21 protein-coding genes are annotated in these 26,403 nt (G+C 71.5%); 11 read left to right on the plus strand and 10 right to left on the minus strand.

Going from position 1 to position 26,403, the window contains the following annotated elements; genetic code table 11:
• Nucleotides 1-13: 13 nt before the first annotated feature.
• On the minus strand, nt 14-2,296 hold the full coding sequence (locus ACIRHA_RS05855) for a glycoside hydrolase family 3 N-terminal domain-containing protein (RefSeq protein WP_403840305.1): 2,283 nt from the start codon (nt 2,294-2,296) through the stop codon (nt 14-16).
• A gap of 189 nt (nt 2,297-2,485) precedes the next feature.
• Here ACIRHA_RS05855 and ACIRHA_RS05860 point away from each other — a divergent pair, with 189 nt between their 5' ends.
• Complete coding sequence (locus ACIRHA_RS05860) at nt 2,486-4,369, plus strand: ABC transporter ATP-binding protein (protein WP_403842118.1); 1,884 nt, start codon at nt 2,486-2,488, stop codon at nt 4,367-4,369.
• 275 nt (nt 4,370-4,644) lie between these two features.
• Entirely contained in the window at nt 4,645-7,407 is a 2,763-nt protein-coding gene (locus tag ACIRHA_RS05865) for an AAA family ATPase (RefSeq protein ID WP_403840306.1), read from the plus strand.
• A 229-nt stretch (nt 7,408-7,636) separates the two neighbouring features.
• Here the strand turns inward: ACIRHA_RS05865 and ACIRHA_RS05870 are convergent, their stop codons facing one another.
• From ACIRHA_RS05870 to ACIRHA_RS05880, 3 genes are read right to left on the minus strand one after another with little or no spacing between them, the layout of a single operon-like run.
• On the minus strand, nt 7,637-8,836 hold the full coding sequence (locus tag ACIRHA_RS05870) for an FAD-dependent monooxygenase (RefSeq protein WP_403840308.1): 1,200 nt from the start codon (nt 8,834-8,836) through the stop codon (nt 7,637-7,639).
• A gap of 16 nt (nt 8,837-8,852) precedes the next feature.
• Complete coding sequence (locus ACIRHA_RS05875; protein ID WP_403840309.1) at nt 8,853-10,103, minus strand: DUF3500 domain-containing protein; 1,251 nt, start codon at nt 10,101-10,103, stop codon at nt 8,853-8,855.
• Nucleotides 10,104-10,125: 22 nt separating this feature from the next.
• Entirely contained in the window at nt 10,126-10,848 is a 723-nt protein-coding gene (locus ACIRHA_RS05880) for a FadR/GntR family transcriptional regulator (protein ID WP_403840310.1), read from the minus strand.
• A gap of 91 nt (nt 10,849-10,939) precedes the next feature.
• On the opposite strand from ACIRHA_RS05880, the gene ACIRHA_RS05885 reads away from it, so the two are divergent.
• Nucleotides 10,940-11,809 (plus strand): fumarylacetoacetate hydrolase family protein, encoded by an 870-nt coding sequence (locus ACIRHA_RS05885; protein WP_403840313.1) that lies wholly within the window; start codon nt 10,940-10,942, stop codon nt 11,807-11,809.
• Between the two features lie 10 nt (nt 11,810-11,819).
• On the opposite strand, the gene ACIRHA_RS05890 is transcribed toward ACIRHA_RS05885, so the two are convergent.
• From ACIRHA_RS05890 to ACIRHA_RS05900, 3 genes are all read right to left on the minus strand, one after another.
• Entirely contained in the window at nt 11,820-13,082 is a 1,263-nt protein-coding gene (locus tag ACIRHA_RS05890; protein ID WP_403840316.1) for a hypothetical protein, read from the minus strand.
• A 170-nt stretch (nt 13,083-13,252) separates the two neighbouring features.
• Entirely contained in the window at nt 13,253-14,644 is a 1,392-nt protein-coding gene (locus tag ACIRHA_RS05895; protein ID WP_403840318.1) for an MFS transporter, read from the minus strand.
• A 10-nt stretch (nt 14,645-14,654) separates the two neighbouring features.
• Entirely contained in the window at nt 14,655-15,266 is a 612-nt protein-coding gene (locus ACIRHA_RS05900) for a hypothetical protein (protein ID WP_403840320.1), read from the minus strand.
• 123 nt (nt 15,267-15,389) lie between these two features.
• Between ACIRHA_RS05900 and ACIRHA_RS05905 the strand changes: the two genes are divergently transcribed.
• The 4 genes from ACIRHA_RS05905 (at nt 15,390) to ACIRHA_RS05920 (ending at nt 17,975) form a co-directional block, all read left to right on the plus strand.
• Nucleotides 15,390-16,304 carry a LysR family transcriptional regulator gene (locus tag ACIRHA_RS05905; RefSeq protein ID WP_403840323.1) on the plus strand — a complete coding sequence of 305 codons (915 nt, stop codon included), beginning with the start codon at nt 15,390-15,392 and terminating at the stop codon, nt 16,302-16,304.
• Nucleotides 16,305-16,385: 81 nt separating this feature from the next.
• Nucleotides 16,386-16,730, plus strand: a complete 345-nt coding sequence (locus ACIRHA_RS05910) for a GNAT family N-acetyltransferase (protein ID WP_403840325.1) — start codon at nt 16,386-16,388, stop codon at nt 16,728-16,730.
• Between the two features lie 44 nt (nt 16,731-16,774).
• The gene (locus ACIRHA_RS05915) at nt 16,775-17,464 is read left to right on the plus strand and encodes an aspartate/glutamate racemase family protein (RefSeq protein WP_403840327.1); all 690 of its coding nucleotides are present in this window, start codon (nt 16,775-16,777) and stop codon (nt 17,462-17,464) included.
• Between the two features lie 67 nt (nt 17,465-17,531).
• Nucleotides 17,532-17,975 (plus strand): nitroreductase family deazaflavin-dependent oxidoreductase, encoded by a 444-nt coding sequence (locus ACIRHA_RS05920; RefSeq protein ID WP_403840329.1) that lies wholly within the window; start codon nt 17,532-17,534, stop codon nt 17,973-17,975.
• A gap of 319 nt (nt 17,976-18,294) precedes the next feature.
• Here ACIRHA_RS05920 and gndA read toward each other — a convergent pair whose 3' ends face one another.
• Nucleotides 18,295-19,734 (minus strand): NADP-dependent phosphogluconate dehydrogenase, encoded by a 1,440-nt coding sequence (gene gndA, locus ACIRHA_RS05925; RefSeq protein ID WP_403840332.1) that lies wholly within the window; start codon nt 19,732-19,734, stop codon nt 18,295-18,297.
• Between the two features lie 113 nt (nt 19,735-19,847).
• On the opposite strand from gndA, the gene ACIRHA_RS05930 reads away from it, so the two are divergent.
• Complete coding sequence (locus ACIRHA_RS05930) at nt 19,848-20,819, plus strand: acetylxylan esterase (protein ID WP_403840334.1); 972 nt, start codon at nt 19,848-19,850, stop codon at nt 20,817-20,819.
• Nucleotides 20,820-20,906: 87 nt separating this feature from the next.
• On the plus strand, nt 20,907-21,983 hold the full coding sequence (locus ACIRHA_RS05935; RefSeq protein ID WP_403840336.1) for a transglycosylase family protein: 1,077 nt from the start codon (nt 20,907-20,909) through the stop codon (nt 21,981-21,983).
• A 27-nt stretch (nt 21,984-22,010) separates the two neighbouring features.
• On the opposite strand, the gene ACIRHA_RS05940 is transcribed toward ACIRHA_RS05935, so the two are convergent.
• Nucleotides 22,011-23,012 (minus strand): DMT family transporter, encoded by a 1,002-nt coding sequence (locus ACIRHA_RS05940; protein ID WP_403840338.1) that lies wholly within the window; start codon nt 23,010-23,012, stop codon nt 22,011-22,013.
• Between the two features lie 299 nt (nt 23,013-23,311).
• Here ACIRHA_RS05940 and glgA point away from each other — a divergent pair, with 299 nt between their 5' ends.
• Nucleotides 23,312-24,469 carry a glycogen synthase gene (gene glgA, locus ACIRHA_RS05945; RefSeq protein WP_403842120.1) on the plus strand — a complete coding sequence of 386 codons (1,158 nt, stop codon included), beginning with the start codon at nt 23,312-23,314 and terminating at the stop codon, nt 24,467-24,469.
• Between the two features lie 17 nt (nt 24,470-24,486).
• Nucleotides 24,487-25,704, plus strand: coding sequence for a glucose-1-phosphate adenylyltransferase (gene glgC / locus ACIRHA_RS05950; RefSeq protein ID WP_403840341.1), 1,218 nt, complete (start codon nt 24,487-24,489; stop codon nt 25,702-25,704).
• 3 nt (nt 25,705-25,707) lie between these two features.
• Here the strand turns inward: glgC and ACIRHA_RS05955 are convergent, their stop codons facing one another.
• Nucleotides 25,708-26,331 carry a TetR/AcrR family transcriptional regulator gene (locus ACIRHA_RS05955; protein ID WP_403840343.1) on the minus strand — a complete coding sequence of 208 codons (624 nt, stop codon included), beginning with the start codon at nt 26,329-26,331 and terminating at the stop codon, nt 25,708-25,710.
• Between the last annotated feature and the right edge of the window lie 72 nt (nt 26,332-26,403).

Below are 26,403 nucleotides of genomic sequence, written 5' to 3' on the forward strand. Positions count from 1 at the left end.
GGGACCCTTTCGGCTAGCTGACCGTGAGCTTCAGCTTGGCATCCGCCGTCGAGCTGTTCCCCACGTACAGCTCGAACGTGCCCTCCTCGACGCGGAATTCGCCGCTGGAGTCGTTCGTCCAGAAGCCGAGGTCCTCCGCGCCGAGCTGGAACCGGACGGTCGTCGACGCACCCGCGTCCAGCGTGACCCGCTTGAACCCGCGCAGTCTGCGCACCGGTTGGGTGAGCGAGGCCGCCACATCGCGTACGTACAGCTGCGCGACCTCGTCGCCGGAGCGCGAGCCGGTGTTGCGGACCTCGACCGACACCTCGAAGGTGTCGCCCTTGCGCAGGGCGCCCGCCGCGATCGAGGAGCGGCTCAGCTTCGGTGTGCCGAAGGCGAACGACGTATAGCTGAGGCCGTACCCGAAGGGGAACTGCGGCGTGGGCGGCAGGTCCAGGTACTTCGACGTGTACTTGTTGTCCTTGTCGTACGGTCGGCCCGTGGACTCGTGGTTGTAGTGGATCGGGATCTGGCCGGTCGTGCGCGGGAAGGAGACCGGGAGCTTGCCGCCGGGGTTCACCGCGCCGAACAGGACGTCCGCGATCGCGTTACCCGCCTCGATGCCCGGGTGCCAGGCCTCAAGGACGGCCGGTGCGCTGTCCAGCCAGTCGCCGACGGTGAACGGCCGGCCGCCCACCAGCACCACCACGAACGGTTTGCCCGTCTCCGCGATCGCCGCGATCAGCTTCTCCTGCGCGCCCGGCAGCGAGATGTCGCTGCGGGCCGCGGCCTCGCCGCTCATCGACGGCGGCTCGCCGACGACCACGATGGTGACGTCCGCCGACGTGGCGGCGGACACCGCGTCGGCGATGCCGCCGGTGTCCTTGCCCTCCGGGTCGACCCCGCGCGCGTAGGTCACCTTGGCGTCCGGCGCGGCCTTCTTCACCGCGTCGAGCACCTTCACCGACGGGAACTTCTCGGCCGACGCGGGCACCACCCACGTACCCAGCAGATCCGAGGAGTCGCCGAAGGGGCCGACGACGGCGAGGGACGTGAGCGACTTCTTCAGGGGGAGCGCGGCCTGTTCGTTCTTCAGCAGGACCATGGAGCGGGACGCCGCCGTGCGCGCGGCCTTGCGGGCGTCGGCCGACGGCTCGTTGATGGCCTTCGACTCCTCCACGTACGGGTCGTCGAACAGGCCGAGTGCGTACTTGAGGCGGAGCACGCGGGCCACCGCGTCGTCGATCCGCCGCTCCTGGATCTTCCCGGCGCGCACCAGCTTCTTGCCGTTGGTGAGGAGATTGGTGCTGGTCATCTCCATGTCGACACCGGCGTTGAGGGCGAGCCTGGCCGCGTCCGCGCCGTCCTCGGCGAAGCCGTGCGCGATCAGTTCCTGAACGCCCGTGTAGTCGCTGACGACAAGTCCCTCGAACCCCCACTCCTTCTTGAGGATGTCGGTGAGCGTGTGCGCGTTGCCGTGCGCCGGGACGCCGCTGATGGTGTTGAAGGAGGCCATCACCGTGGCGACGCCCGCGTCCAACGCCGCCTTGAACGGCGGGAGATAGAGGTTGCGCAGGCGCGACTCGGACACGTCGACCGTGTTGTAGTCGCGGCCGCCTTCCGCGCCCCCGTAGGCCACGAAGTGCTTGGCGCACGCGGCGACGGTGTCCTTGGAGCCGTAGCCCGAACCCTGGTAGCCCTTCACCTTCGCCGCCGCGAACCGCGCGGTCAGATACGGGTCCTCGCCGGTGCCCTCGGCGATGCGGCCCCAGCGCGGCTCGTGCGTGACGTCCATCATCGGGGCGAACGTCCAGTGCACACCGTTGGAACGGGCCTCCTTGGCCGACACCTCGGCGTCCGAGCGGGCCACATCCGGGTCGAAGCTGGACGCCTGGGCGAGCGGGATCGGGAAGTTGGTCCAGAAGCCGTGGATCACGTCCAGGCCGAGGAGCAGCGGGATGCCGAGCCGGGACTCGTCGACGGCGATGTGCTGCAGCTCGTTGGTCGTCTTCGCGCCGAAGATGCTGAACACCGAGCCGACCCGCCCGGCCCGCGCCGCGTCCTCGACCGCCTTCGTCGTGCCGGAGCCCGGATTGAGGTCGTAGGACCAGGGGAGCTGCTGGAGCTGGCCCAGCTTCTCTTCGAGAGTCATACGTGCGAGGAGGCTCTGGACCTTGGCCTCGTGCGCCGCGTGCGGTGCGGTGGGGGCCGTCGCGGCGGCGTATGCGGTGGCGGTCTGGCTGGTGGTGGCGGCGCCCGCGGCCGCGGTGACACCGATGGCGGACAGCAGGGTACGTCTGCGCAGCTCCGGCATGCCTTCGCTTCCCGATCGTGCGGGGCCCACAACTCGTGTAATGGGCACAAGAATTGAAGCGAAGTTACGTTCCGGTTACGCGAGGGTCAAGAGGTACGACCGGGGTGTCGGCCCGCGTTCGATCACGTCCGCGCGACCCCGACTGTTGACCTCAAGTTTGGTTGAGGTCATAACGTCTTCGGCATGAGCATGGAGACCACAGCCTGGACGCAGCTGCACAGCGTCATGAATGCCCAGGACGGCGGCCCGAAAGGCCGCCCCTTCGCCCGCGCGACCCTTCGCAGGATCGCCGTCTTCGCCCGGCCGCACCGGCGCCGCATCGCCCAGTTCGTGTTCCTGAGCATCCTGACCGCCCTGCTCGCCGTGGCGACGCCGATGCTCGCGGGCACGGTGGTCAACGCGATCGTGGGAGGCCACGACGAGGGCCACGTCATCCGCCTCGCCCTCCTCATCGCGGTCATCGCGCTTGCCGAGGCGGGGATCGGGCTGCTCGCCCGCTGGCTCTCCGCGAACCTCGGCGAGAGCCTCATCCTCGACCTGCGGACGGCCGTCTTCGACCATGTACAGCGCATGCCCGTCGCCTTCTTCACCAGGACCCGCACCGGAGCCCTGGTCAGCCGCCTCAACAACGACGTGATCGGCGCGCAGCGCGCCTTCAGCAACACACTCTCTGGCGTGGTCGGGAACGTGGTGACGCTGATCCTGACGCTGGCCGTCATGCTGACGCTGTCCTGGCAGATCACGCTGCTCGCGCTCGTCCTCCTGCCGGTCTTCGTGCTCCCCGCCCGCCGCATGGGCTCGCGCATGGCCCGCCTCCAACGGGAGGCCGCCGCGCACAACGCGGCCATGGGGACGCGGATGACCGAACGGTTCTCCGCGCCGGGCGCGACGCTGATCAAGCTGTTCGGACGGCCCGGAGACGAGTCGGCCGAGTTCGCGGAACGTGCGCGCCGGGTACGCGACATCGGCGTCCGCACCGCCATGGCGCAGTCGGCGTTCATCACCGCGCTCACCCTCGTCTCGGCGCTCGCGCTTGCGCTGGTGTACGGCCTCGGCGGGTACTTCGCGCTGACCGGCACCCTGAAGGCGGGCGCGGTCGTCTCCCTGGCTCTGCTGCTGACCCGCCTGTACGCGCCGCTCACCTCGCTCGCCGGCGCCCGCGTCGAGGTCATGAGCGCGCTCGTCAGCTTCGAGCGGGTCTTCGAGGTGCTCGACCTCAAGCCGCTCATCGACGAGAAGCCCGACGCCCAGGAGATCCCGGAGGGCCCGGTCGCCGTCGAGTTCGACGACGTGCGCTTCGGCTACCCCTCGGCCGACAAGGTTTCGCTGGCCTCGCTCGAAGAGGTCGCCTCCCTCGACACCCGCGGCGGCGCCGAGGTGCTGCACGGAGTCTCCTTCCGCGCCGAACCCGGTCAGACGGTGGCGCTCGTCGGCTCGTCCGGAGCCGGCAAGTCGACCATCGCGTCGCTGCTGCCACGGCTCTACGACACGGATGGCGGGGCTGTCCGCATCGGCGGCCTCGACGTACGCGATGCCAGCGCGGTCTCGCTGCGCGCCACGCTCGGCATGGTCACGCAGGACGGGCACCTCTTCCACGACAGCATCCGCGCGAACCTGCTGCTGGCCCGGCCCGAGGCGAACGAGGCCGACCTGTGGGACGTGCTGACCCGCGCCCGCCTCGACGCGCTCGTCCGTGACCTGCCGGACGGCCTGGACACGGTCGTCGGCGAGCGCGGCTACCGGCTCTCCGGCGGCGAGCGCCAGCGCATGACCATCGCCCGGCTGCTCCTCGCCCGCCAACGCGTCGTCATCCTCGACGAGGCCACCGCGCACCTCGACAACACGTCGGAGGCGGCTGTCCAGGAGGCCCTCGCCGAGGCGCTCGAAGGCCGCACGGCGGTCGTCATCGCCCACCGCCTGTCGACGATCCGCTCGGCCGACCAGATCCTCGTGGTGGAGGACGGACGTGTGGTGGAGCGCGGCACGCATGACGAGCTCGTCGTGGCGGACGGCCGCTATGCGGAGCTGTACCGGACCCAGTTCGGCGGAGCCGAGGTCGCGGAGGCGGCGTGACGGGTCTGCCGTGGCCACGGTCACGGGGCTCCGCCCCGGACCCCGCTGCTCAATCGCCGCAGGGGCTTAAAGGATGCTGCTCAATCGCCGCAGGGGCTGGATCTGATCAAGCCCCTGCGGCGATTGAGCAGATCCAGCCCCGCCGGCGATTGAGGCGCGGGGTCCGGGGCGGAGCCCCGTGGCGTAGGACCGGTCCAGCGAAACAGCCAATACCGGGGCCGCAACGGCCAGTTGACCACTCCCACCGCAACGTGACCGCGGGTTACCCTGACCGCATGCTGGTGGGTCGCACAGCGGAATGCGCACGGCTCGCGGACCTCGTCGACGACGCCCGCACCGGGCACAGCGCCGCCCTGGTCGTCCGCGGCGAGGCGGGTATCGGGAAGACCAGCCTGCTCGGCTACGCCGAATCCGTGGCCCGCGACCTCACCCGCCTGCACACCCAGGGCATCGAGGCGGAGTGCGAACTCCCGTACGTGGGCCTCGCGGACCTGTTCCGCCCTGTCACCGACCACCTCGACCGCATCCCCGCACGGCAGGCCGCCGCCCTCACCGGCGCGCTGGCGCTCGGCCCGGCCGTCGCCCAGGACCGGTTCGCGGTCGCCGCGGGAACGCTCAGCCTGCTGGGCGCGATCAGCGAGTCCGGGCCGGTCCTCGTCGTCGTCGACGACGCCCAGTGGCTCGACCCGTACTCCCTGGACGCCCTCGCCTTCGCGACCCGCCGCCTGGGCCGCGAGGGCGTGGTCGCCCTCTTCGCCACCCGCGACAACGACGAGACCGCGTCTCGCCTCGCGCCCGTGGAGTCCCTCAGCCTCCAGGGCCTCGACGCCGGTGCGGCCCGCGAACTCGTCGCCGAGGAGGCCGCGGAGCCACTGCCGCCGCACGACGTCCAGTGGCTCCTGTCCGAAGCCCGCGGCAACCCCCTCGCTCTCGTCGAACTCCCCGCCCTGCTCGCCCACGGCGGCCACCGCCCCGACAGCGGCGCCCCGCTGCCCATCGGCGACATCCTCGCCCGCACTTTCCACAGCGCCATCACACGGCTTCCCGGCCCCACCCGGGAGGCCATGCTCCTGCTCGCTGTCCTCGGCCCCCGCCCCCTCGCCGGCACCGAACGGGTACTGCGCGACCACGAGTTGACCTACGCGGACCTCGAACCGGCCGAGCGGGCCGGCCTGATGACGGTCGAGGAAGGCGCGTACGTCTTCCGGCACCCGCTCGTCCGCTCCGGCGTCTACCACGGCGCGACCGCCGTCCGCCGCTGGCGCGCCCACCGCACCGTCGCCCGGGCCCTCCAGGGCGCCCGCGCCCCCGCCGCGCTCGAACGCTATGCCTGGCACCTGTCCGAATCGGGCGCCGACCCCGACGAGGACGTCGCCGCCGCACTCGCGAAGGCGGCCTCCGGCGGCCCCGCCAGCCTCACCTACCCGCTCGCCGCCCGCTTGTACGCCCACGCCGCCCGCTTCACACCCGACGACGAGGGCAAGGCGCGCCGCCTCCTCGCCGCCGCCCGCGCAGCCCAGGCCGCAGGCTCCCTCGACGAGGCCGCCGACCTCCTGGACCGCGCCCTCGACCACACCGCACACGAACGCACCCGCCTCGACCTGCGCCAACTGCGCTGCTACGTGGACATCCAGCGCGGCCGCCCCGCCCGAGCACGCGAGCAGCTGCGCTCCGCCGTCGACCAGGCCCGCCGTGTCGACCCCGCGCTCGCCGCCGTCATGCTCGGCGGTATCACCCTCACCGAACTCGCCATCGGCGACCTCACGGCGGCCCGCGCGACCTCCGCCGAGTCGATGCAGCTCGCGGACACCTTCGGCGACCCGGCGGCGGCGCTGCCGGTGCGCCTCCTGCACGCGCTGGTCGAACTCCTCGGCGGCAACGCAGAGGACGGCCGCGCGCTGCTCCACGACCTCGAAAAGCCCCTGGCCGTGCCGGACTTGTCGTTCCCCTATCCGGTGTCAGGAGTGGGCGGCCTCTGCTACCTGGCCACGGAGGAGCTGGCCGAAGGCCACGCGCTCCTCGACCGCGCGGTGCACGCCGCCCGCTCCTCCAGCACGGTCGGCCTCCTCGCCCACCTCCTCGGCACCCTCTCCGTCGTCGAGTTCTGGCGCGGCGAGTGGAACTCCTCGCTCGCCCACGCCGACGAATCCGCCCGCCTCGGCGAGGACACGGGCCGCGTCATCGAGGTGTGCCGCGCGCTGGCGGCCCAGGCCCGCACGGAAGCGGTCCTGGGAAGGGAAGCGGACTGCCGCAGCCACGAGGCGCAGTGCCGCTCCCTGGCCGCGGCCGCCGAACTCCCCATGGACGCGGCACGCGCACGTGGCGCACTCGGCCTCCTCGAACTCGGCCTGGGGCGATACGAAGAGGCGGCGGCCCACTTGGAGGAGGTGCGGGCCTTCTCTCTCGCCAACGGCCGCGGCGACGGCCTCTACCTCTCCTGGGCCGCCGACCTCGCCGAGGCCTACGTCCATCTGCACCGCACCGACGAGGCGTACGAGGTGCTGCGTGTGCTGGACCATGAGGCGGGCCGCGGCAGGCGTCCCATCACCGCCGCGGCGGCCGCGCGCTGCCGGGGCATGCTCGAACCGGCCTACGTCGAGCGGCACATGGACCGCGCTCTCGCCGAACTCGGCGACATTCAGGCCCCGTTCGAGCGGGGCCGCACCGATTTCGCGTGCGGCGAGCTGCTGCGCCGCCTCGGCCGCCGCAGCGAGGCCCGGCGCCGCCTGCAGCGTGCTCTCGTCGCCTTCGAACGCCTCGGCGCGAGCGGCTGGGCGGGCCGCGCCGCCGCCGAACTCCACGCCGCGGGCGGCGACCGCGTCGACTCCGGCCCCACGCCACTGGACGGCCTGACCCCGCAAGAACTCCGTGTGGCCCTGGCGGTCGGCCGCGGCGTCACCAACCACGAAGCGGCGGAACAGCTCTTCCTCAGCGTCAAGACGGTCGAGTTCCACCTCGGCAACATCTACCGAAAGCTGGACGGGGTGCGCCGACGGGCCCAACTCGTGCGCCTACTGAGCGAGTCGGCCCACCCGTGACGCTCCGCTGACGCACGGACAGTGGGGGTGCCCGCGCCGGGCACCCCCCGTCCCCCGTTGTCCCCCGTGGGTTCCCCGTTGTTCCCCCGTTGGTTCCCCCGTGTCGAAAGCCCCCGTGTGCTTTCGTGTCTCCACGATGGACCCGGCCGGGCCCCTGGGCCACGGGGAAAACCCTGGGATCGGGGTCCGGGGCATACGACGATCGGTGTAGGCGGGGCGACGGCGCAGGTCACCCAGGTGTGGCCGACGCGTCGTAGCCGTAGATCCACCCACTGCGCAGCAACGGATCCGCGTCCCCGAGCGCCGCATCCCGGGCCCGCTGCTCCGGGCCGTCCGCGAGGTGGTTGGCCTCGGCGCGGGCGTGGCTCACCTGTTGGAGGCGGGTGGTGCGCGGGATGCGCTCCGCCTCGTAGCGGGCAAGGGCCAGGTCCGGGGTGTCCGGGGCGGCGGTGAGGCAGCGGGCCAGGACCGCCGCGTCCTCCAGCGCCTGCGCTGCCCCCTGGCCGTAGAACGGGAACATGGGATGCGCGGCATCACCGAGAAGGGTCATGCGGCCCAGGGTCCACGAGGGCAGCGGAGGGCGGTCGTAGAGGGCCCAACGGCCGGGGACGGCGCCGGACTTGATGAGTGAGGTCACCCGGTCGTCCCAGTCGGCGAACTCCGCGTGGAACTCCTCGACCGTGGCCGTCGCGCTCCACGACTCCTGCGTCTCGTCCGTCGACGGGGCGAACGCGGCCACGTTCACGCCCGCGCCGCCGGAGATCGGATAGTGCACGAGGTGATGACCCGGGCCGAGCCACAGCGTCTGCGCGCGGCGCAGTGCGAACGTGGGTGCCGCGTCGGCGGGTACCACCGTGCGGAAGGCGCACAGGCCCGAGAAGCGGGGGCGTTCCGGTGCGGCGACCGTCGCGCGGACGAGCGAGTGCATGCCGTCCGCGCCGATCACCAGGTCGGCGTCGGTGCGGGACCCGTCGGCGAAGGTCAGGCGCACCCCGTCGGCGTGCGGCTCGACGGCCGTGCAGCGTGCGCCGAGCCGTACCGCCTCGTCCGGCACCGCCGACCTGAGGGCGTCGAGCAGGTGGGCGCGGTGCGCGGTGTACGTACGCTCCCCGTAGAGGCGCTCGCACACCCCGTCGAGGCGTTCGGCGGACAGCACGGTGCCGTCCTGCCAGCGGCGGAACTCCCACCCCCAGTCGAGGGGCACGGCCCGGCGCAGCGCGGAATCGACCACGCCCAGCGCGCGCAGCGGCCGTATCGCGTTGGGCGCGAGCACCAGGCCCGCTCCGACCTCGGTGAGCGCGGCCGCCTGCTCGTGGACGGTCACGGCCAGCCCGGCGCGGTGGAGGAAGGCCGCGGCCGCCATGCCGCCGATGCCACCGCCCACGATCGCGATCCGCGGTCCCGCCTGCCGCCTGACCCTGGCCCTCATCGTGCGTCCTCCTCGGTCACCGGTGACGCCCTTGTTGCCACTGTCGCACCCAGCTGCGGCCGTAGTCATTGCCGTGCGGCGTACGCAGCACGGTGTGCACGTGGAACGGCTTGGGGGAGTCGTGGTCGAGGAACACCCCGCAGTGGTGGTCGAGTTCGGCGAGGACCACGGGGGACTGGACGCGGTAGTAGAAGACGTCGGCCGGTCCGTGGCCGCCGATCCAGCAGAACCACGTCTCGTCGAGGTGTGCGCGAACCTCGCGCATCCGGGCGGCGCGTGGCCCCGCGGGCAGCGGCTTGTGGAATTCCTCCACGGCTGCCCACACCAACTCCTGTGCAGCGGGCGGCATGTCGCGTACGCGGAGGCCCTCGAAAGGGATCACCCGGTTGTCCTGGAAGGCGCCGGCGAGGTGTCGCTCGTCACCGGGGTGCACGCGGCCCTCGGGCATCGCCGGATCGGCCATCCGCTCATATACGGTCGCCGTGGCGCACTGTCCGGGCGTGAGTGCCGCCATGATCCGCCGGCCCAGCGCGATCCGTTCGGTGAAGGCACTCGCCCCGGCGTGCGGTCCGGCGTCGATCAGGTTCGGCTCCGCTCCGAGGAAAACCGGTCCGATGGCCGAACGCCCCTCCACCACAAGGCAGTTGACCGCACAGTGGTGGCCGAACAGCTGCCAGCCCCACGGCGCGTGCTCGTCCGGAGTCCCGTACAGGGCGAAGTTGTAGCTGAACTCGCCCAGGATGTTCTCCAGGCCCACGACCTCACCGAGGAAGCCGTTGATCCGCATCATCGTGCGGACCTCCTCGTACCCCTCCGGGCCGAGGGACGCCCGTACGAGGGCCAGGGCCGCGCTTCGTACCTCCGGCGGCTGGAATTCGAGCCGCAGGCCGGTGTCGAACTGCAGGAACTCCGGATTGGACCACGTTTGCCACTCCACGGCGTCCACTGGGTGGCGGATCCGGTCCCGGCTCTCCCGGTCGAGCAGGTCGAGCAACTCCCGGGCCGCTGCGGCCATGTCGGCGACGGGCGCCTCCTCGCCCGGCTTCGCCGGTTCGAGGGGGTGGATCCCGTGGCGTACCGCGCCGTCCTCGGTGATGCCCGTGAAGGCGTTCTTGTAGAACGGCCGCCATCCCCGGATCAGCTGACCCGTGAAGGTGCCCTCGGTCCGCGCGAACTCCCGATAGGCGTACGGATCAAGGCCCTTGAGTGCCTCGATGCGCGGGTGGCCCGCAGGGAAGAGGTGGTCGCGGTACTCGGCGGACGGCATGCGGTGTCCCTCCCGGTCGGGCCTACGCGGTCGTGTTGTGCCGGGTCACGGCGGTGCGCACGGCGGCTTCGTCGCCCGCGGCGATCGCCTCGACGAGGTCCTCGTGCGCCCGGCACCGCTCCGCCCGGTAGCGCTGCGAGGCCTCCGTGTCCTCGTCGAGACGGGAGGAGGCGGCGGAGTTGAGGTGGCCCAGCGTCCCGGTGTAGACGGCGGCGGCCATGCGGTTGGGGCAGATCTCCGCGATCCGTTCGTGCAGGGCCCAGTTGGCCCGCATGAACGCGTCCCAGTCCGGCGCCGTACGCAGCCCGTCCAGGAGTGTGCGCAGCTCGGTGACGTCCGCGTCCGTACGGCAGCGGGCCGCGCCGACGTCGACCAACACCTCAAGATGGTCGCGGAGTTCGATGGCGTCGGCGACCGTCTCCGGTTCGTCCCGCACGTCGAGCAGCGTGTGGCGAAGACGAACGACCGGCCCGCGGTCGGCGACGAAGAGGCCGCCGCCCCGGCCGGGACGGATCTGGAGCGCCCCGCGGTCCCGCAGGATCCGCACCGCCTCGCTGACCGTCGAATACGCGTAACCGGTCTCCTCCCGCAGGGAGTCGAGGGTGCCCACGGGGTCCCCGGCCGTGAGGCCCAGTGAGCGGATCCGGGCGTCGAGGTCGGCGGCGAGCTGCTCGGCGCGCGTGCGGCGGGGCGCGGAGCCGAGGCCGCCGAGAACCGCTTGTCGGGCCGCTGGTACGTCAGGCATAGTCGCCATCGAAGCACAAACCTCCGAACCTTTAAAGGGATTGAACCTTTACTGGACGGCTCGGAGGATCTCTCCGGACAGGGAGCAGTGCATGCGCATAGTGGGTATCCGGCGGCCGGGCACGGGGACGGGCACCGAGGTGGCCCAACTCTCCGACGACGGAGGGGAGATCACGGTCCTCGCCTCGCTGGAGGACTTCTGGCGCGACCCGTCGGGCCACCTCGCCGCGGGCGCCGAGGGCCCGGCCTTCGCAGCCCCGTCCGTGACATGCGTGCCCCCGGTGCTGCCCGACGCCCGCGTCATCTGCATCGGACTCAACTACCTGAAGCACGCGGCGGAGGGCACCTTCCGAGGGCAGGAACTTCCCGAGCACCCCACGCTGTTCGCCCGCTGGACCCGCTCGCTCACCGTCGACGGCGCCGAGGTCCCCGTACCGGCCGGCGAGGACGGTCTGGACTGGGAGGGCGAAGTCGTCGCCTGGGTCGGGGCGCCGCTCGTGGACGCCACCCCGGAGGAGGCGCTGGCCGCGGTCGTCGGCTACTCGACCTTCAACGATCTCACCGCGCGCCGCGCCCAGAAACTCACCTCGCAGTGGATCCTCGGCAAGAACGCCGACCGCTCGGGACCGCTCGGACCCCTGGTCCCGGCCGCCGAAGTCGGCGACCTGCGCGCCGGACTGCGCGTGGTGACCCGGGTCAACGGCACGGTCGTCCAGGACGGCAGTACCGACGAGATGGTGTACGGGGTGGGGGAGACGCTCGCCCACATCTCCCGCACGTTCACGCTGCGCCCCGGCGACCTGCTGGCCACCGGTACCCCTTCAGGCGTCGGCTACGCGCGCACGCCGCCGTGGCTGCTGCACCCCGGCGACGTGGTGGAGGTCGAGGTGGAACGGCTCGGATCGCTGCGCAACACGGTGGTCGGCAACGAAGCACGCCACGCCCCCACCGGCGCGCGCTGACCGGCCGCGCTCAGCCGGCCTTCTGCAGTGCGCGGAACTGCTCGAACCACACATTGCGGCCGAGGGTGCCGCCCTCGCCCCGCCGCACGGTCCGGTTGGCGTACAGGGGGTTGAGGATCCACGGCGTCTTCTCGCCGTCCCAGTCCGAGGCCATCGACTCGATCTGAAGGCCTCCGTAGGTCGCCACCGCCAGCTTCCCGGTGTCGCGGAAGGCCTTCATCTGCTCGGTGAGGTAGTTCCTGCTGCTGTTGAACCACTGGGTCATGGAGACGAAGTCGTTCCACTTCTCCTGCGGGAACGGCTGCTGGATGGCGTCCCCGACCACCTGCCAGACCTGCCGGCCCGGGTCCACGTTGTAGCGCTTGGCGAACGCCGGGGACACCGGGTCGTGCATGTGGCCCTTCCAGAACTGCACCAGGGAGAACTCCGTGGCGAGGAACTTCTGGTCCGGACGCAGGGTGGGCACCACGTAGTTGATGTACTTGGCGGCGTTCTGCAGCGACGTGACGTGCGGGTGGATGTCGACGCCGGCGATCTCGGGCGTCTTGTTGACGAACCGCAGCCACCGCTCGGTCGCGGGCGTGCGGCCCGCCTGGTCGTCGAGGTTGTTGAGCGCGCCCATGTAGAGGCTGGTTCCGGAGCCCGCGCCGCCGTGCTGCCCCCGGTACTCGATGACGTGGCGGGCCAGCGCCTCGTAGAAGACGTTCAGGGTCTTGTTGCGCTCCGCGGGCAGCGTTTCCAGGAACGGTTCGTTGCCGATCGTCAGGATGTCGACCTTGCCGAGAACGGCGGCCAGCACCCGGTCCACGAGGGCCAGCAGGTCCTTCAGCTCGGCGCTGCCCGGCGCGGGGAGCGGGCCCTTCGTGGGCCCCAGCGAGTAGGGGAACTTGAGCGAGAGGATCGTCTTGCGGCCGTCACCGTGCGCCGTCAGGAGCGCCTTGACCGCGCGCTGCTGCGTGACGTCCCCGTCGAGGTCGCCCGGCGTCACGGGGACGAAGCCGCGCACCCAGGTGGCCGAGAGCGCCTGCAGTTGGGCGGCGCCGAGGCCGGCGGGGTCCTCGTTGAAGTTCACGCCGAGAGCGCCGTCGGGCGCGCCGCCCGGGACCTTGCCCGCGGCGGCCTTGCCCTCGATGGATTCCGGGGCCGACTTCGACGGCGAACTCTTCGCGCCGGCGGTCTTGGCATCGTTCGAGGACGGTGAGCACGCGGCCGCGAGGAAGGCGGAGCCGGTGACGCCCAGGATCATGCGGCGGGATGTGGTGTGGCGAGTCACTGCTGTCCGTTTCTGTGTGTGGGGGGATCGCTGTCCACTGCACCGACACCGTAGGCACGAAGGTGCGCGCAATTGATCCACTGTGACAGCCCCGCGACATCATCCGGACAACGTCAAAACCCCGGTCACACAAAAACCAACAGGTGTGACCGGGGTGGTGGGACGGCGGATCAGGCGCGGGCCTCCACCGCCGGGGCCGAACCCGGCAGCGGCCGGCCCGCGGACTCGGCCGCGAAGTAGGCGGCCACGGCGCCGATCGCACCCGCCGCCATCAGGTAGTAGCCGGGCACGTTGACGTCGCCGGTGGCCTGCACCAGCAGGGCGTTGACGACGGCGGTCGTGCCGCCGAACAGCGAGACCGAGATGTTGAACGCGATGGACAGGCCGCCGTAACGGATGTCCGTCGGGAACAGCGCCGGGAGCGTGGAGGGGATGGTGCTGTTGAAGCAGAGCAGCATCAGCGACATCAGCACCAGGCCGAAGAAGACCGACATCAGCGTGTTCTGCTGGATCAGCAGCACGGAAGGAACACCGAGCACGATCAGCATGCCGCAGCCGAAGTACAGCACCGGCTTGCGCCCGATGCGGTCCGAGAGCCGGCCGACGAAGGTGATGAGCAGCATGCCGACGGCGAGGACCGAGATCTCCAGCAACTGCGCCCAGGTGGTGCTCACCGACGGGGCGAACTTGTCGATGTACTCCAGCATGTACGTCGTGAGCATGTAGTTGGTGACGTTGAAGACGAGCACGAGGCCCATGCAGATCAGCATCGGACGCCAGTGGTCGGTGAAGACCCGGCGGATCTCCTTGAGCGTCTGGTTGTCCTCGCGGTGCTCCTGCTTGGCCAGGGCGGCCTTGAACGCGGGGGTGTCCTCCAGCTTCAGGCGGAGGTAGAGCCCGACGATGCCGATCGGACCGGAGATCAGGAACGGGATGCGCCAGCCCCAGGACAGCAGGTCCTCGTGCGACATGACGCCCGGCAGCTGGATGACAAGTCCTGCGACGCCGCCGAGGAGGTAGCCGGTCAGGGTGCCGAACTCCAGCCAGCTGCCGAGGAATCCGCGCTTCTTGTCGGGTGCGTACTCGGCGATGAACGTCATCGCGCCGCCGTACTCGCCGCCGGTCGAGAAGCCCTGCACGAGGCGGGCGAGCAGCATCAGCAGCGGGGCGGCGGGGCCCCACGTCTCGTAGCCGGGGATGAACGCGATCACGAACGTGCCGATGGCCATCATGATGACCGTGATCGACAGCACCTTGGTGCGGCCGATCCGGTCGCCGAGCGGGCCGAAGAACATGCCGCCGAGCGGGCGGACCAGGAAGGCGACCGCGAACAGGCCGAGGGTTCCGATCGTGCCGACGGTCTGGCTCGCGCCGGTGAAGAACACCGCGGTGAGCACCGGGGTCAGATTGGCGAAGACGCCGAAGTCGAACCACTCGGTGATGTTTCCGATGGCTGCGGCGCCGACGGCCCTCCTGGTCACCTTGGGGTCGGTCACCAATGTCTCGTCGGCCGGGCCCGCCGTGGTGTCGGGAAGCTCGGAAACGGTGTGCGCGGCTGGCACGTACTACTCCTCAGAATTGCGCGGTACTGCGGGTGGGACGCCCGCACAGGGGCTTCGGGTCTATCCAGTGGACGAGGGGGTGGGGGAGGTGCTGCCGCGGCCGGCGCGCGGTGCGGCCGGCCTCCAGGACGACGCCGGTCGCCGGGAAGACGAGCAGCGCGACCACCGAGGCCACCAGGGCCGTCGCGGTCGTCGGGGAGCTCGCGGGCGCGAGCAGCGCCGTGGCGAGGACCGGCAGGCCGAGGCCCAGATACGTGGCGCCAGGTGTGTGCACACCGAGAGCGGCGCTCGCTCCGGCGCGGCCGAGCCCGTGCCCGAGTCCGGCGAACACGGCGGCGCCCAGGGTCGCCCAGGTCGACGTTCCCGCCGTCAGCGACAGCGCGGAAAGGCTCACCAGTAGTGCGGTGAGGCCGGCGAACTGAGCGCAGCGGCTGCCGAGTTCGGCGGCGAGCGGCTGCGCGAGCGCCGAGCAGACGAGAACGGTCGGCGGAACACCGCAGACGACGGCCGGACCGCACTGTCCCGAGGTGATCAGGGCGGCGGGAACGACGGCGAGGAACAGGCACGCCGTGGCCCAAGCGAGAAAGCGGACGGTCCACACCATGGCGAACAAGGCGCGCATTCCCGTGGGGACGATCCGATTCCGGCGCGGGAAGGGACTCTTGGACAACACCCGGGAAGAGTGCCAGCCGTAACTCATCGACACAATTACACGATCTTGCATGTGACCGTGCAAGATAGTTGGATGATCGATCCCAAGCTGAAGGTACTGCAGCTGGTCGAGGCGCACGGCGGCGTGACCGCGGCCGCCGAGGCCACGGGTCTCAAGCCGTCGACGGTCTCCTACCAGCTGAGGCAGCTCGCCGAGCAGGTCGGCGTGGTGCTGATCGAGCCCGCGGGCCGCGGCATCAAACTGACCGCCGCCGCCCGTACGCTGCTCCAGCACGCGGCCGTCCTGGAGGCGCAGTGGGAGCGGGCGCGCAGCGACCTCGCCGCGATGGCCGACGTACAGACCGGCTCGTTCACCCTCTGCGGGTTCTCCACGGCCGCCACGCGTCTGCTGCCGTCCACCGCCGCGACCCTGCGCGAGCGGCACCCCCAGCTCGGGGTCCGCCTGGTGGAGGCGGAGCCGGCGCGCTGCTTCGAGCTGCTGCTCACGGGCGAGGCCGACCTCGGTCTGGTCGTGGTGACGGCCGACTCGCCGCCCCTGACCGACGAGCGCTTCGAACAGCAGCCGCTCCTCGACGACCCGCTCGACCTCGTCGTCCCGGCCGACCATCCGCTGGCGGCGCGCGAGCGGGTGGTCCTGGCGGACGCGGCCCGCGAGACGTGGATCGTGGGCACACCGGGCACCACGTACCACGACCTGCTGGTCACGGCGTGCATGGCCGCCGGCTTCACGCCCGACATGGGCCACCAGAGCGACGAGTGGGACACCGGCACGGCGATGGTGGCGCACGGCCTGGGCGTGATCCTGGTGCCGCGCCTCGCCCGCATCAACACCGAGTGGCCCGTGGCCCGCATCCCCCTCTCCGGCGAACCCGCCCCCGCCCGCCGCATCCTCGCCGCCACCCGCAAGGGCGGCGCTCGGCATCCGGTGGTGGCGCAGGCGCTCGAGCTGATCACGGCATCGGCATCGAACCTGATGACCGCGTCGTGATCGGCCGAACAACTGGGCGTTCCCGGCCTTGACCTGCGACCGTGGGCTGAGACCCGGTCCGCCCACGACGCAGGAGAGCCCATGAGCGACATCGAGATCCGCGACGACCGTGAGCACGGGCTGCTGCAGGCCCGCTCCGGCGGCGAAGTCGTCGGCCACATCCAGTACTTCGTACTGGAAGAACCCGAGCGGGCCCTCGTCCCGGTGCACACCATCGTGGAGCCGGAGCACGAGGGCAAGGGGATCGCGGGCTCGCTCGCCCGTGAGCTGTACGGCATCGCCGCGGCCGACGCGGTGGCCGTGGCGCCGCTGTGCCCGTTCGTCGTCCGGTGGGCCGAGCGGCACCCCGGCGAGGCGCCCGCCGCCTCCGCCGACCTGCTGCTCGCGGCGAAGGCCGCCCTCGAGGCCGACCCGGACAAGTGGTGAGACGGCCCTGCGCGCGGTGATCATCCGCGCGTAGGGTCCCGGGCATGAACCTGACGCTCGTGCACACCTCGCCCGTCCATGTGCCGGTCTTCGACGCCCTGCGCGACACCGACCACCCGGGCCTGGAACTGCGTCACGTCGTACGCGAGGAACTGCTCGTGCGGGCCGGCGTCGAGGGGCCCGAAGCCGTCGCCGACGAGGTCCGGGCGCTGCTCGAAGCGGCCGTCGCCGACGGGGCGGACGCCGTGCTGTGCACGTGCTCCACGCTCGGCGCCGTCGCGGAGGGGCTCGCCGCGGACGCCGGCGTGCCCGTGCTGCGCGTGGACCGGCCGATGGCCGCGCGGGCCGTCGCCGAGGGGAATGGGGTCTCCCCTGCTCGAACGCAGTTGAGAGCTCGGGGAAGGATCGCCGTCGTCGCCACGGTGCGCAGCACCCTCGGGCCGACGGCCGACCTGGTCGAGGAGGAAGCCGCGCGTGCGGGGCGCGCGGTGGATGTGCGGACCGTGTTCGTGGAGGGCGCCTGGGACCGCTTCCTCGCGGGTGACCGGGACGGATATCTCGCGCTCGTCGCCGGAGCCGTGGACGGCATCGCCGACGCCGATGTCGTCGTCCTCGCCCAGGCCTCCCTGGCGGACGCCGCCGAGCTGACCCGTACCCCGCTGCCCGTGCTGTCCAGCCCGCGGCCCGGACTCGGCGCCGCCGCCTCGGAATGCGCGGGCGCCAAGAGCGTTTAGGTTGAAGGGAGTTGTCCGAGGCGGTACAGGAGCCCCGGACAGGAATCCCGAACAGGAGGCAGCGCACATGACCGACCATGACACCGAAACCGTCGTCAGCCCCACCGGCTGGGTCGCCGAGCAGGCCCGCACCTACGAGGAGTCCGGCGGCACCAAGGGCACCACCATGCAGGGCGCCCCGTGCCTGCTCCTCGACTACGAGGGCCGCAAGACCGGCCAGTGGCGGCGCACCGTCCTGATCTACGGCACGGACGGTGACGACCAGCTGATCGTGGCCTCGTACGGCGGCTCGGACCGGCATCCGGAGTGGTACCTGAACCTTCAGGCCAACCCCGAGGTCCGGCTGCGCGTGGGCACCGAGCGGTTCGCGGCGCGCGCCGAGACCCTGTCGGCGCAGGACAAGGCGCGGGTGTGGGACTCCCTGGTGGAGCTGTTCCCGCCGTACGCGGAGTACCAGAAGAAGACGAGCCGCGACATTCCCGTCGTACGGCTGCGCCGCACCGACGGCTGAGACCCGGCCGCAGGCGTGGACTCGGCGGGCGTGGGCACGCGAGCCGGGAGACAGTGGAGAGGTCCCCTCCGAACCGTTGGAGGAAGCAACGATGACTCAACCGTTCCCCGATCCCGTCCCGCCGACCCCCACGCCAGGCCCCGGCCCGGGACCCGGTCCCGGGCCCGACCGGCCGGAACCCGGCCCGCTGCCGGACCCGTTCCCGACGCCGGTGCCCGAGCCCACACCGCGGCCCTCGCCGTCCCCGACGCCGCCACTGCCGGACCCGGACCCCGACCCGCACCCGCCGGAGCCCGAGCCGTCACCCGCCTAGCAGGCGCTACGCGTCGACCTCGGAGCGGTCGCCGCCCCACAGCGTGTGGAACGAGCCCTCCCTGTCGACCCTGCGGTACGTGTGCGCGCCGAAGAAGTCCCGCTGCCCCTGCGTGAGCGCGGCCGGCAGGCGCTCGGCGCGCAGCGCGTCGTAGTAGGCGAGCGCCGCCGCGAAACCAGGCGTGGGCACACCCTGCGTGGTCGCCGCGACCAGGACCGAACGCCAGTCGTCCTGCGCCGCGGCGATCTCGTCGGCGAAGCTCTTGTCGGACAGGAGCGAGACCAGGTCCGGCTCCGCCTCGTACGCCGCCGTGATCCGGTCGAGGAACGCGGCGCGGATGATGCAGCCGCCGCGCCAGATCCGGGCCACCGCGCCCGAGTCGATGTTCCAGTCGTACTGCTCGCTGCCGGCGGAGATCTCGTGGAAGCCCTGCGTGTACGACACGATCTTCGAGGCGTACAGGGCCTGTTCGACGCGGTCGGCGAAGGCCGCGGCCTCCGACTCGCTCAGCGTCACGGCCGTGGGCCCCGCCAACTCCCGTGACGCGGTGCGCAGTTCCGCGTGTCCCGACAGGGAGCGCGCGAACACCGCCTCCGCGATGCCGGACACCGGCACGCCCAGGTCGAGCGCGATCTGCACCGTCCAGCGGCCGGTGCCCTTCTGCTCGGCCTGGTCCTGGACGACGTCCACGAAGGGCTTCCCGGTCGCCTCGTCCACGTGCGAGAGGACCTCGGCGGTGATCTCGATCAGATAGGAGTCGAGGCGGCCCGTGTTCCAGGTGCGGAAGATGTCGGCGATCTGCGCGGGGGAGTATCCGGCCACATCGCGCAGCAACTGGTAGGCCTCGCCGATGAGTTGCATGTCGGCGTACTCGATGCCGTTGTGCACCATCTTCACGAAGTGGCCCGCCCCGTCGGGGCCGACGTGCGTCACGCAGGGCGCGCCGTCCTTCGCCTTGGCGGAGATCTTCTCCAGCATCGGGCCCAGGGACTCGTACGACTCGACGCTGCCGCCGGGCATGATGCTCGGCCCGTGCAGCGCGCCCTCCTCGCCGCCGGAGACGCCCGTGCCGACGAAGTGGATGCCCTGCTCGCGCAGCTCCTTCTCGCGGCGCCGGGTGTCCGCGAAGTGCGCGTTGCCGCCATCGATGATCATGTCGCCCGGCTCCATGAGCGGCGCGAACTCCTTGATCACCGCATCGGTCGGCTCGCCCGCCTTCACCATGACGACCAGGCGCCGCGGCCGCTCGAGCGCGGCCACGAACTCCTCGGCGCTCTCGGTCGGTACGAAGATGCCCTCCTCGCCGAACTCCTCGATCAGCGCGTGCGTGCGGGACGCCGTGCGGTTGTGGAGGGCGACCGTGTAGCCGTTGCGGGCGAAGTTCCGGGCGAGGTTGCGCCCCATGACAGCGAGGCCCGTGACACCGATCTGGGCTGTAGTGCTCATGCGTGTCGCTCCTGGATTGGGAAGTTGAAAGATTCTGTTCAGACGGGATGGGGCTCCGGGTTAGGTTTGCCTCCGATCCCCACCGTGGACTCTCTACGAATTTGGAGCCGTGCGTGCCTCATTTCGACCTGTCACTCGACGCGTTGCGCACTTATCAGCCGGAGTTGACGGCCCCCGACGACTTCGACGCCTTCTGGGAGAAGACCCTCGTCGAGGCCAGGGAGCACGACCTGGACGCACGCTTCGAGCCCGTCGACGTCCCGTACACGGCGGTCGACGTGTTCGACGTTACGTACGCGGGCTTCGGCGGGCATCCCGTGAAGGGCTGGCTGGTCCTTCCGGCAGGCACGAACGAGCCGCTTCCGGCCGTCGTCCAGTACATCGGCTACGGCGGCGGCCGCGGCCTTCCGCACACCCACCTGCAGTGGGCGGCCGCCGGGTTCGCGCACTTCGTGATGGACACGCGCGGGCAGGGCAGCGGCGGCAGCGTCGGTGACACCCCCGACCCGGTCGGCTCCACGCCGTCCCAGCCGGGCTTCATGACGAAGGGCATCCAGGACCCGCACGAGTACTACTACCGCCGCGTGTACACGGACGCCGTGCGCGCCGTCGACGCCGTCCGCTCGCACCCGCTCGTGGACGCCTCGCGGGTCGCCGTCATCGGTGGCAGCCAGGGCGGCGGCATCACCATCGCAGTCGCGGGACTCGTGCCGGATCTGCTGGCGGCAGCCCCTGACGTGCCGTTCCTGTGCGACTTCCGGCGCGCGGCCACGCTCACCGAGCGTCACCCGTACCGGGAGATCGCGCTCTACCTGAAGGCGCACATCGGCGAGGACGAGCGCGCCTTCCGCACGCTCTCCTACTTCGACGGCATCAATTTCGCGGCGCGCGCCACGGCGCCGGCGCTGTTCTCCGCCGCCCTGGAGGACCTGACCTGTCCGCCGTCGACGGTCTTCGGCGCGTACAACCACTGGGCGGGCGCCGACAAGTCGATCGAGGTGTACGCGTTCAACGACCACGAGGGCGGCGGCCCCTTCCAGCAGGCCGCACAACTTCGCTGGATTCCTGGGCACTTGAGGGGCTGAATCCCGCCAAAGTGGCTCAGGGCTCTCTTGTCCACCTCCGTAGGAGCGGCTAATTTGCCGCTCCTACGTGTGGCTGAGGGGGCATTCATGGCGTTACGCGGCCGGCACCGCCGGTACCAGCCGAGCCGGGTCAACCGGGCATCGCTCACCGTGACTGTGGGCGGCGTGGGCATGGCCATCCCGATCATCGGCGCGGGCACGGCTCAGGCGGCGGACGCGCACACGTGGAACAAGGTCGCCGCGTGCGAGTCCTCCGGGAACTGGAACATCAACACCGGCAACGGCTTCTTCGGCGGCCTCCAGTTCACCCGCTCCACCTGGGCCGCGTACGGCGGCACCGCCTACGCGGCGCGCGCCGACCTCGCCACGAAGGACCAGCAGATCGCCGTGGCGGAGAAGGTGCTCAAGGGGCAGGGGCCCGGCGCCTGGCCGGTGTGCTCGCAGCGCGCCGGCCTCAGCCACAACGCCGCCGCGCCGGACGTGCGGCCGCAGACCACGCCGCAGTCACGGGCGGGGCGCGCCCAGATGTACCGCGTCATCAGCGGCGACAGCCTCTCCGGCATCGCGGCGGAGCGGTCCGTGAAGGGCGGCTGGCGTGCGCTGTACGCGGCGAACCGCGCCACGATCGGCGCCGACCCGGACCTGATCACCCCTGGGCAGCGCCTCGCGGTGCCGGGGAAGGCGCAGGCCGCGAAGAAGACGGAGAAGAAGGCCGCGAAGCCCGTCGCCAAGAAGGCCGACACGGCGAAGGCCACCACGCACAACGTCGTCGCCCCCGTCGCCGCGTCCCTCGGCACCCCCTACCGCGCCGCCGGTTCCTCCTGGTCGAAGGGGTACCACACGGGCGTCGACTTCGCGGTGCCCACCGGGACCTCCGTGAAGGCCGTCGCCGCCGGACACGTCGTCTCGGCCGGCTGGGGAGGCGCGTACGGCTACGAAGTGGTGATCCGGCACGCCGACGGCAAGTTCAGCCAGTACGGGCACCTGTCCGCGCTGTCCGTGAAGAGCGGCCAGCGCGTGGTGGCGGGCCAGCGCATCGCCCGCTCCGGCTCCACCGGCAACAGCACGGGCCCGCATCTGCACTTCGAGGTGCGGACGGGGCCCGGCTTCGGCAGTGACGTGGACCCGCTGGCGTATCTGCGGGCCCGCGGCGTCAGGATCTGAATCCCGCATCCGGCCCGACAGCAGGCGTCAGGACCGGATGTCCTCGGCCGTCCAGCCCCCGCACGGCGGCTCCTGCCGGGCTCCCGGCGTGCGCGGCGGCAGCGGCACCGAGTCGAGCCCGGCCGGGCTGTCCGGCACCACGGGCGGGATCGCCGGTGACGCTCCGTGCGGGACGGCGGCGACCGAGGTGCCCGCCCGGCGGCCGCGCCCGATGCGCTCCGTCGTCAGCAGGATCAGGCCGCCCGCCGCGACGACACCGCAGCCGAGCGCGAGCACCGTGCCGATCGTGCCGTACCGGAACGATTCGCCGAACATCGTGAGGCCGATGGTCGCCGCCACCACAGGGTTCACGACCGTCGCGGTCGCCAGGGGCGCGGCGAGCCCCGCGCCCCGGTAGGAGGCCTGCGACAGCAGCATCCCGGCCCCGGCCAGGCCGGTGATCGCCAGGAGCGTGGCGAGCTGTTCCAACGGCTGTCCGGTCCAGTTCTCGGTCACGGACTTCGTGAACACCGACGCCATGCCGAACGCGCCGCCGGCCGCCACCGCGAGCAGCACCGCGCGCACCACGGGGTGCCGGTGCGCCACGCGGGCCGTCGACATCAGGGCCAGCACGCCGCCCGCCGTGATCAGGCCGACGAAGAGGCGCTGCGTCCCGTCCAGCGACTGCTCGGTCGTGGAACCGGTCAGCGAGAGCAGTCCCGCGAGCCCGACCGTCGCCATGATCGCGCCGCGCCAGGCCGTCGCCCCGGCCTTGCGGCGCACCAGGAGCGCCGACATCGGCAGCGCGAGCACGATCGTGAGGGCGCCCAGCGGCTGCACGACGCTGAGCGGGCCGAAGGCGAGCGCCGCGACGTGCAGCAACGCGCCCAGCCCGTTCAGTCCGCCTGCGCCCCACCACGCGGGCCGGCGCAGCGGGGCGTACGCCGCCTTGGGCGACGTCGCGGCCACGCGCTCCTGTACGATCGCCCCGCCCGCGTACGCGACGGCGGAGACGAGCGAGAGCAGCACGGAAAGCACCAGGTCGCTCATGTGGCGCCCCTGGGGGTGCGGTGCGGCGCGCGGTCGCTTCTCATACCCTCCACGATCGCTCTTTTCCGCCCTCCGTGTCGTCCGACTTGAGCACGCATTGGGTCCTACTCCCGTTGGAGTAGGCCGCGTCCTGATTCATCCCCAGGGCGGGTGCCCCAGGGACCAGCGGGAGACTCGGGCCCAGTTGGCGTCCGCGCCCTTCCGCAGGGGCCCCTCCATGGGTGACCATGGGGTGCGCTTTAGACCAGCGATCCGGAGCGAGTGTCGCCGACCGACGATTACGGGGGCCGCGCGTGCGTGTGGGACTGCTGACCAGGGAGTACCCGCCGGATGTCTACGGCGGCGCCGGAGTGCACGTCGAGTTCCTGGCGCGCGAGCTGCGCCCCCTCGTCGACCTCGAGGTGCACACATGGGGCGAGGGGACGGCCGACGGTGTGCGCCGGCACCGGGCCTGGCCCACGCTCGACGGGGCGAACGACGCGCTGCGCACCCTCTCCGTGGACCTGTCCATCGCCGCGGCCCTCGAAGGCCGCGAGATCGCGCACTCCCACACCTGGTACACCAACCTGGCCGGGCATCTGGCGGCGCTGCACCTCGGGATCCCGCACGTGCTGACCGCTCACTCCCTGGAGCCGCTGCGCCCCTGGAAGGCGGAGCAGCTGGGCGGCGGTTACGCGCTGTCGGCGTGGGCGGAACGGACCGCGATCGAGGCCGCCGACGGTGTGATCGCGGTGTCGCACGCGATGCGCAAGGACATCCTCGCCTGCTATCCGGCCCTGGAGCCCAAGAAGGTCCGTGTCGTGCACAACGGCATCGACGTCTCGCTCTACCACGCCGACGCGGGCACGGACGTGCTGAGCCGCTACGACATCGACCCGCAGCGCCCCTACATCCTCTTCGTCGGCCGCATCACCCGGCAGAAGGGCGTGCCCCATCTGCTGCGCGCGGCGAAGCAGCTGACGAAGGGCGTGCAGATCATCCTGTGCGCGGGCGCTCCCGACACTCCGGAGGTCGGTCGCGAATTCCGGGAGCTCGTCGACGAGTTGAAGGCCACGCGTGACGGGGTGCGCTGGATCCCGTCCATGCTGCCGCGCACCGATGTCATCCAACTGCTCACGCACGCCTCGGCGTTCGTGTGCCCCTCCGTGTACGAGCCGCTCGGCATCGTCAACCTGGAGGCGATGGCCTGCGGCACCGCCGTGGTCGCCTCGCAGGTCGGCGGCATCCCCGAGGTCGTCGCGGACGGCGAGACGGGGCTGCTCGTCCCGTACGAGGCCGCGGACCCGGAAGGCTTCGAGGCGGGGCTCGCGGACGCCCTGAACCGGGTCGTCGCGGATCCGGACGCGGCGCGGGCTATGGGCGAGGCGGGCAGGGAGCGGGCGGCGGCAGCGTTCGGCTGGGACGCGATCGCCCGGCGCACGGTCGACGTGTACGAGGAGATCCTCAACGGCACATGAATCACAGGGGGGTTGGGATGCGCGGCGGACCTTCGGTGCTCGGGATCGTACTGGCAGGTGGGGAGGGCAAGCGGCTGATGCCGCTCACCGCGGACCGGGCGAAGCCCGCGGTGACCTTCGGCGGCACCTACCGCCTGGTCGACTTCGCCCTGTCCAATCTCGTCAACGGCGACATCCTGCGCATCTGCGTCCTGACGCAGTACAAGTCGCACTCGCTGGACCGGCACGTCACGACCACCTGGCGGATGTCGAGCCTGCTCGGCAACTACGTCACCCCGGTCCCCGCCCAGCAGCGACTCGGTCCGCGCTGGTACTCGGGAAGCGCCGACGCGATCCTCCAGTCCCTCAACCTGGTCCACGACGAACAGCCCGACTACATCGCGGTGTTCGGCGCCGACCACGTGTACCGGATGGATCCGCGGCAGATGCTCGCCCAGCACATCGAGTCGGGCGCGGGCGTCACGGTGGCGGGCATCCGGGTGCCGCGCCGTGAGGCCTCGTCCTTCGGGATCATCACCCCGGCCCGCGACGGCACACGTATCGACGCGTTCCTGGAGAAGCCCACCGACCCGCCGCCGCTGCCCGGCACTCCGAACCAGGTCTTCGCGTCGATGGGCAACTACCTGTTCACCAGCAAGGTCCTCGTCGACGCGCTCCAGACCGACGCCGAGGACGCCAACTCGGCTCATGACATGGGCGGTTCGATCGTCCCGATGCTCACCGAGCGCGGCGTCGCCCAGCTCTACGACTTCGACGGCAACCACGTGCCGGGGGAGACGGACCGCGACCACGGCTACTGGCGCGACGTCGGCACCCTCGACGCCTACTACGAAGCCCATATGGACCTCATCTCGGACACCCCGGTCTTCAACCTCGACAACCGGCGCTGGCCCATCTACACCCACCCCGGCCAGCTGCCGCCCGCCAAGTTCTGCGCGGGCGGCATCGCGAGCGAGTCCATCGTCAGCCCCGGCTGCGTCATCCGCGGCCAGGTCACGCGCTCCGTGCTCTCACCGGGCGTCGTCATCGAGGACGGCGCCGTCGTCCAGGGCTCCGTCCTGCACGACAACGTACGGGTCGGCAGGGGAGCGGTGGTGCGCGGCGCCGTCCTCGACAAGAACGTCGAGGTCCCGGTCGGCGCGACCATCGGTGTCAATCCGAGCCGGGACGCGGAGCTGTACACCGTGTCGAAGACGGGCGTGATCGCGCTGGGCAAGGGGCAGGCGGTGCACTGAGCGCTATGCGGGGTCGGGGGCCGGTGGTTCGCCCTCGAAGCCGTTGGCCCAGTAGCGGCCGCGCAGCGACAGGTCGAGGAGCATCCGCGTCGCCTCCTCCGGGGGCATCGGGCGCGGGTCCTCCTCCAACCACCAGCTCAGTACGGCGAGTTGTTCGCCGACCCAGGCGCGCGCCAGGACGTCGACGCTGATCCGGGGTGAGACCCCCTCGTGCTCCGCGCGGGCCCGGAAGACACCGGCGGTCGCCTCCGTCTGCGCCCGCGTGAACTGGCGCAGCGCCCGGCCGTCGCCCTCACCGCGCAGGATCATCCGGTAGGCGTCCCGCTCCTCGTCGGCGTGCCGGAAGATCTCCAGGGCCGGCTTGCCGGTGAAGCCCGTCTCGGAGGCGCTGACGAGGGGGCGCAGCCGGTCCTGCAGCTCGTCCAGCAGATCGGTCACCACGCGGTCGAGCAGGTCGTCCTTGTCCGTGTAGTGCTTGTAGAAGGTGGCCCGGCCCAGGTCGGCCCGCTCCGTGATGTCCTCCACGGTCACCGTCGCGTAGCCCCGCTCAAGGGACAGCGACACCAGCGCGTCGCGCAACAGGCGTCGGGTGCGGCGTACTCGGCGATCGCCCGCTTCCGGCGGCATGGTCCGACTCCTCTCGCGTCCCCCGGTCGATCTCGGAAGCGTACACCCGATCATTGACACCCCGAAGGTTTG

This window comes from Streptomyces sp. NPDC102360, from assembly GCF_044766085.1.
GTDB lineage: Bacteria > Actinomycetota > Actinomycetes > Streptomycetales > Streptomycetaceae > Streptomyces.